The sequence below is a fragment of the Thiolapillus sp. genome (assembly GCF_048562965.1).
GTDB lineage: Bacteria > Pseudomonadota > Gammaproteobacteria > Chromatiales > Chromatiaceae > Thiolapillus > Thiolapillus brandeum_A.
In genome coordinates this window covers 21,014-27,454 of the sequence record NZ_JBHNMF010000007.1, presented here as the reverse complement: position 1 = coordinate 27,454, position 6,441 = coordinate 21,014, and the positions used below count along the sequence as shown (strand labels likewise).

General features: G+C 56.4%; 8 protein-coding genes. 1 reads left to right on the top strand and 7 read right to left on the bottom strand.

Annotation, left to right across the window (positions count from 1 at the left end):
* Positions 1-232, top strand: a 232-nt coding sequence (locus tag ACOCD2_RS01135) for a hypothetical protein (protein WP_419625551.1), incomplete at its 5' end; no start/stop codon positions are given.
* Between the two features lie 546 nt (positions 233-778).
* Here ACOCD2_RS01135 and ACOCD2_RS01130 read toward each other — a convergent pair.
* The 7 genes from ACOCD2_RS01130 to ACOCD2_RS01100 all read right to left on the bottom strand — a co-directional run bounded on the left by ACOCD2_RS01130 (position 779) and on the right by ACOCD2_RS01100 (position 6,411).
* Positions 779-1,237 carry an AI-2E family transporter gene (locus ACOCD2_RS01130; protein ID WP_293679491.1) on the bottom strand — a complete coding sequence of 153 codons (459 nt, stop codon included), beginning with the start codon at positions 1,235-1,237 and terminating at the stop codon, positions 779-781.
* Positions 1,222-1,830: an AI-2E family transporter gene (locus ACOCD2_RS01125; protein ID WP_293647038.1), complete on the bottom strand. Its 609-nt coding sequence runs from the start codon at positions 1,828-1,830 to the stop codon at positions 1,222-1,224. Before ACOCD2_RS01125 ends, ACOCD2_RS01130 begins: the two co-directional genes overlap by 16 nt.
* The gene (locus tag ACOCD2_RS01120) at positions 1,831-2,415 is read right to left on the bottom strand and encodes a class I SAM-dependent methyltransferase (protein ID WP_293647036.1); all 585 of its coding nucleotides are present in this window, start codon (positions 2,413-2,415) and stop codon (positions 1,831-1,833) included.
* On the bottom strand, positions 2,412-3,596 hold the full coding sequence (locus tag ACOCD2_RS01115; protein ID WP_293647034.1) for an O-succinylhomoserine sulfhydrylase: 1,185 nt from the start codon (positions 3,594-3,596) through the stop codon (positions 2,412-2,414). Before ACOCD2_RS01115 ends, ACOCD2_RS01120 begins: the two co-directional genes overlap by 4 nt.
* A gap of 1 nt (position 3,597) precedes the next feature.
* Positions 3,598-5,112, bottom strand: a complete 1,515-nt coding sequence (gene purF, locus ACOCD2_RS01110; protein ID WP_293647032.1) for an amidophosphoribosyltransferase — start codon at positions 5,110-5,112, stop codon at positions 3,598-3,600.
* 76 nt (positions 5,113-5,188) lie between these two features.
* Positions 5,189-5,767 carry a CvpA family protein gene (locus ACOCD2_RS01105; protein WP_293647030.1) on the bottom strand — a complete coding sequence of 193 codons (579 nt, stop codon included), beginning with the start codon at positions 5,765-5,767 and terminating at the stop codon, positions 5,189-5,191.
* 14 nt (positions 5,768-5,781) lie between these two features.
* Positions 5,782-6,411: an SPOR domain-containing protein gene (locus ACOCD2_RS01100; protein WP_293647028.1), complete on the bottom strand. Its 630-nt coding sequence runs from the start codon at positions 6,409-6,411 to the stop codon at positions 5,782-5,784.
* Between the last annotated feature and the right edge of the window lie 30 nt (positions 6,412-6,441).

The window sequence follows — 6,441 nt, the reverse complement described above, 5'->3', positions numbered from 1 at the left end:
CGCAAGCTCGTTGCTGCTCCGTACTTGGCTCCCAATGACTGGACGCCGCGTTCGGAGGCCTACTTTGTTTTCCCTCTGGCGCAAAGCACGCCGGGAAAACAGTGCGGCCTCGCGGCTACTGAGGTCTACCAGCCTTCGCTTCGCTCTCCATGGCTGGCAGCGGCGGCTGTTTACTCGTATCCAAGTGTTGATTCATCAGTTTCCAGGGAGACTGAATCCCCAATCCCAGTAGCAGTATCTCGTTGCCGTCCACGTCTTTTCCTCATGCCAGTATTTGGCGCTATACTGGCACAGGTTTTTGGGGAAATTCCACTCAAAACGTCGAGGAGCCCTTCTTGTTTTCCCCTTGATAACACAAGCTTTATAAATTACACAATTTCGCCGGTGTCGGCAACTGGATCGGGGAACCCTGTCATGAAGGAACTGCAGGACCGCGGCGGTGATGCCACATTCTGGCCGATATTCAATAACTCAAGTGATTGAACAAGCGTGTCTTCGGCCTCGTGATAGATTTTGGGACATCCCAGCCCCCAAAATCGACTCGGCCTTTGACAACCTATTGGTGCCCCAGCCGTCCTGGTCACCAAGCACTGCGCAACAACTTCGCAAGCTCGTTGCTGCTCCGTACTTGTCTCCCAATGACTGGACGCTGCGTTCGGAGGCCTACTTTGTTTTCCCTCTGGCGCAAGGCACGCCGGGAAAACAGTGCGGTCTCGCGGCTACTGGGGACTACCAGCCTTCGCTTCGCTCTCCATGGCTGGCAGCGAATGCCAGGCGGCTACGATGTCCGCAAGGCGCTGTCCTTCAGTCGCCCGTTCTCCGACATGGCCACGGCAATGGCCCGGGTCTGGGGAAAATTGGCCAGCACAATCATGCTGATGACGGTGATGGGCACACTCAGAAACATGCCGGTCACCCCCCACATCTGCCCCCACAGGGACAGGGCCAGAATCACCACCAGCGGACTGAGGTTGAGCGAAGACCCCATGAGCCGCGGTTCGAGCACATTGCCGATCAGCACCTGCACCGTGCCGAGCGATACCAGCAGGGTAACAAAAGGCCCGAAAGTATCGAACTGCACCAGTGCCAGGGTGGTCGGCAGCAGCACGGCCACCATGGAACCGATGGTGGGAATGTAGTTGAGCATGAAGATCAGCAGCGCCCAGAAAGGCACGTAATCCACGCTGACCCACAACAGGATGATATAGCTGACGATACCCGTCAGCGCACTGACCATGGTCTTGATATATACACATACTGGCGAATCTGAACCTGAATTGCTTCCAGTATGCGGTTTACCTTCCGGTACCTGTCCGCACTGGGAAACATGATCCGCAGTTTGATCCCGAAATAGCGCTCTTCGAGCAGCAGAAATGCCACATAGATAGCCACCAGGCCCGCATTTCCCGCCAACCCCATGATAGCTGCGGCTATGTTGCTGATGATGCGCCCCAGGTCCAGACCATCTGCCCAATGCTGAATGGCTGGCGCCACTTCCACACCGGGCAGCGAAGCAAGCCGGTCGAGCATCCTGCTGACATTGTGCTGGTAATTGGGCGCGGCAATTTTCACCTGCTCTATGGTATCGCCGATCATCTGCACCATGCCGCTGAGCAGCAACACCACAACCAGCAATGCCAGAAACACACTCACATGATGAAAAGGCTGGATACCGCCCAATTCAATCCTGCGGATCTGCAGGGCTATGGCATCAATGACATACCAGATGATCAGCGCAATAGCGAAAGGAACCAGCAGGGGCTTGCCGAATATCAGCAGTGCAATCACCGCCACGATACTGACTACGATAGCCGTAATACGCTGGGGCATCTATTCCTCTCCTCTGGATGCGACAAGCATCGCCAGATCCGACACTTCATCGGGTTCGCTGCAAACCGTCCCGTCTTCCCTGTAATAGTGTATCTGCAGTTCCTGAAAAAGGTGCAACAGTTCGTTGTGATCCAGGCGCCAAGCGGTACTGCCGGGTCCCCTGTCCAGATAGACATCTTTTACGAAGGTCTGGTAGAAGATTCTGCCACCGGGACGCAATGCCCGGATAAGATGAGGAACAAGAGTGCGTTCCAGAAAGAAAGACACCAGAATCACGTCGAAGCTATCTGCTTCCGGCGGCTCAGCAACCACATCCCGGGTCTGTGCCATGACGTCTACACCCTCTTCCTGCGCAGTTGCCGCCAGTCTTTCAATGGCAATGTCTGAAAAATCCCAGGCATGGGTTTCAAGACCGGACTTCGCCAGCAGCAGGGCGTTGGCACCCCGTTCACAGGCCAGATCCAGCGCCTTGCCGGACGCTGGCAGCAGGTGCAGATTTCTGAGCAACACCTGGGCCACGCTGCCCTGGGTTTCAGCTTCCGCGTGCCGCCGGTTCCATTTGCTCAGATGGCTGTCCGTGCTCAAAGAAGATCCAGCCCCCGGGCCAGATCCGTCTTGATATCAGCAATATCCTCCAGTCCCACGGAGATTCGGATCAGGCCATCGCCGATACCCGCATCACTGCGCTGCTCTGGCGTCAGGCGTCCGTGGGTGGTACTGGCAGGATGGGTAACCGTACTTTTGGTATCACCCAGGTTGGCGGTTATGGATAGCAGTTTGGTGGCATCAATCACTTTCCAGGCGGCCGCCTGGCCACCGTCGACCTCGAAAGAAAGCATGCCACCCGGAAGCTTCATCTGTCTGTCGGCCAGCGCCTTTTGGGGATGGCTGTCCAGCCCCGGATAATGCACCCGGGTCACCTTGGGTTGCGCCTGTAACCACAGCGCCAGTTCCGCAGCGTTGGCCGAATGGGCCTTCATGCGCAAATCCAGGGTTTCCAGGCCATTCAGAAACACCCAGGCATTGAACGGGCTCATGCTGGGACCGGCGGTACGCAGCACACCATAGACTTCTTCACCGACGTTCTTGCTGTCGCCGATAACCGCTCCACCCATGCAGCGCCCCTGACCGTCCAGGTATTTGGTGGCCGAGTGAATCACGATATCGGCATCAAGATCCAAAGGCCGCTGCAGCGCAGGCGTGCAGAAACAGTTGTCCACCACCAGCAGGCAACCCTGTTCATGAGCCAGTTCAGCCAGCGCCTGAATATCACCGAGCTCCCCGAGGGGATTCGATGGCGTTTCCACAAAAAGCATTTTGGTGTTTGGCCTGATGGCTGTACGCCAGGCATCGAGATCGGCCAATGGCACATAGCTGGTCTCGATGCCAAACCGGCTCAGATACTTGTCGAACAGGATCACCGTGCTGCCAAAAATACTGCGGGAGCTGAGCAGATGATCACCCTGCTGCATCAACCCCATACAGGTGGCCATGATCGCCGCCATCCCCGTAGCCGTGGCGACGCAGACCTCACCCCCTTCCATGGCGGCCAGGCGCTCTTCAAAATTTCTTACCGTGGGATTGGTAAAACGTGAATAGATGTTTCCCGGCTCGTCCCCGGAAAAGCGGGCCGCAGCCTGGGCCGCGCTCTTGTAGACATAGCTCGAAGTAGTAAAGATAGGCGGGGAGTGCTCCCCTTCCAGCGTCCGATGATGACCTACCCGGATTGCCCGTGTGGCCATTTTCCAGTCAGCATAGTCGTCCATTTCAGGCTCCGTTGTGCAGATCGATCACGTTTGCCCTAGCATCACGCGTGGCCTTTGCATGATCGTTTCGATCGTTCTCCAGCACCTGCAGGTACTCGCTAGTTACATCGCCGGTCACGTATTCGCCATTGAAAACGGACGTATCGAAACGGTCAACCTTGTACATGCCCTTCTTCTGCACCGCATTGATCAGGTCTTCCAGATCCTGATAGATCAATCTGTCTGCACCAATGATCTCACAGACCTCTTCCGTGCTGCGATTGTGCGCGACCAGTTCCGACGCAGAAGGCATGTCGATACCGTAGACGTTGGGATAACGCACCGGCGGTGCAGCCGATGCCAGGTAGACCTTGTTCGCGCCTGCTTCCCGGGCCATCTGCACGATTTGCTTGGAGGTGGTGCCACGCACGATGGAATCATCCACCAGCAGCACGTTCTTGCCCTTGAATTCCACATCAATGGGATTGAGCTTGCGGCGCACCGATTTCTTGCGCGCCGTCTGGCCCGGCATGATGAATGTGCGGCCGATATAACGGTTCTTGATGAAACCTTCCGTATAGCGCAGCTTGAGTTTGTTTGCCAGGCTCAGTGCCGCCGTACGGCTGGTATCCGGTATGGGAATGACCACATTGATGTCATGATCGGGCCATTCGTGCTTGATCTTTTTTGCCAGTTTCACACCCATGCGCAACCGCGCCTTGTGTACAAAAATATCGTCGATGATGGAATCCGGCCGGGCAAAGTAGACAAACTCGAAGATGCAGGGTGAGCGCACCGTGTCTTCTGCACAGGTTCTGGCATGAAACTCGCCCGTGCGTGTGATGATGATGGCTTCCCCCGGCGCCACGTCACGCACCAGCCTGAAACCCAAGGTATCCAGCGCCACACTTTCCGAGGCAACCATGAATTCCTTTCCTTGTGGCGTATCCCGCTCACCGAACACCACCGGCCGGATGCCGTGCGGATCACGAAAGGCAATCACGCCATAACCGGGTATCATCGCCACTGCCGCATAGCCACCCCGGCAGCGCTTGTGTACGGTTTCCACGGCGCGAAAGATATCTTCTTCGGACAAGTTCAGATGCGGCGGATAGGAACTCAGTCCGTGAGCAAAGATGTTCAGCAGAATCTCGGAATCCGACTCGGTATTGATATGGCGCAGATCCTCGCGGAACAGGTCCTGCTTGAGCTCATCGGCATTGGTCAGGTTGCCGTTGTGCGCAAGCACAATGCCGTAGGGCGAATTCACATAGAAAGGCTGCGCCTCCGCCGAAGAGGAACACCCCGCCGTGGGGTAACGTACATGCCCTACGCCCATGTTGCCCCGCAGGCGGATCATGTGATCTGTATTGAATACGTCACTGGCCAGACCGTTGTTCTTGCGCAGGTGCAGTTTGCCGTTCTCACAGGTGACGATACCGGCGGCATCCTGCCCCCGGTGCTGCAGCACCAGCAAGGCATCGTACAGGGACTGATTGACGGGCTCTCTGCCTACGATTCCTACAATTCCACACATGATCAGAGTTTCCTGAAGTGCATCATCAACAATGAACTGTTCATACTAAATCCTGTCCTGCGATCTGTACAAGAAATTACTGTCCCGGCGGAACCACTGCGGGTGCCGGCGGCAGACTCTCAGGCACAGGCAAAGCGGGCAGTTCCGAAGTCAGAAACTGGAACTTTTCGGCAACTTCCGGTGGCAGCAGATCTTTCAGCCACAGCGCCAGCTCCTGAAAATAAGGTATCAGCACAGACTGTTGCCACCAGGGATCCTGGGGCAAGGGCGTCAGCCCCGCCAACAGCACCAGGATGGCCATGAACAGTACCCCTCTCGCGATACCGAAAATCATGCCAATGAAGCGGTCGCTGCCGCTCAGCCCGGTGCTGTTGATCAGCCGGATCACCAAGTAGTTCAGCAAGCCACCGACCGTCAGGGAGAGAATCATCAGGATGACGAAAGCCACTCCCAATCTCACCGATGGCGTGGTGATGATGGATTCCATGCGCAGGGACAGATCACGAAAGAAGGTCCAGCTGATCCAGAATGCCAGCACCCACACCGCCAGCGAGAATGCTTCCCGCACGAAACCACGGACCAGACTGATAAGCGCAGACACCAGGATGATGCCCAGGATAATGAAGTCTATCCAGATAAGTTGCGTATCAGCCATGCTTCAAGCTTTCCCTATGGATACCGGACAACCTGGCCTTTGGTACCAGAAATCCTGTTGATACGCGGCAGCAGCTTCTGTGCGCGCTGCTTGTCCAGTTCCGGCCCCACCTGCACACGATAATATTTCTTGCCGTTTACAGTGACCGCAGCAGGATTCATGGTATCCAGCCCCGCCTTGCGCAGTTTTTTCACCAGCTTGTCCGCGCTGCCACGGGAAGAGAAACTGGCCACCTGAACCACCCAGGATGAAGGCGTCAGCGCAGCCTTTGGTACGGCAGGTTTCTTCTCCACCTTCTTTTCGGCTTTCTTGGGCGGTTTGGGTACGGTTTTCTTCTCGGCAGCCACCGGAGGTTTTGGCCTGGGCTTCTCTCGGACGATAGGGGGCGATGCAGGCGCCGGGGGTTTCTCTACCCTGGCGGCAGGTACGGCAGCGGCCGCAGAAGGCTCAGAGGTTTTCTTTTCGGGAGGAGCATCCTGCAGCAGGGCGGGATCAAAATCCCGCTTTGGTTCGACAGGAATGGCCGCCATTTTTCCCGAATGCCGGGCAACGGGCTTGTGGCTAAGCAACATGGGAAGAAAAATGATTGCCAGGGAAACCAGCACCGTGGCGCCGATCAGGCGGCGCTTTAACTGTTCATCCACAGTTTGAACCCGAATCCAGGAACTGAAAGG

What these genes read in the sequence shown, in the direction of transcription:
- ACOCD2_RS01130 (WP_293679491.1), bottom strand. Translation starts at nt 1,237, where the DNA reads ATGGTCAGTGCGCTGACGGGTATCGTCAGCTATATCATCCTGTTGTGG.
- ACOCD2_RS01125 (WP_293647038.1), bottom strand. Translation starts at nt 1,830, where the DNA reads ATGCCCCAGCGTATTACGGCTATCGTAGTCAGTATCGTGGCGGTGATT.
- ACOCD2_RS01115 (WP_293647034.1), bottom strand. Translation starts at nt 3,596, where the DNA reads ATGGACGACTATGCTGACTGGAAAATGGCCACACGGGCAATCCGGGTA.
- purF (WP_293647032.1), bottom strand. Translation starts at nt 5,112, where the DNA reads ATGTGTGGAATTGTAGGAATCGTAGGCAGAGAGCCCGTCAATCAGTCC.
- ACOCD2_RS01105 (WP_293647030.1), bottom strand. Translation starts at nt 5,767, where the DNA reads ATGGCTGATACGCAACTTATCTGGATAGACTTCATTATCCTGGGCATC.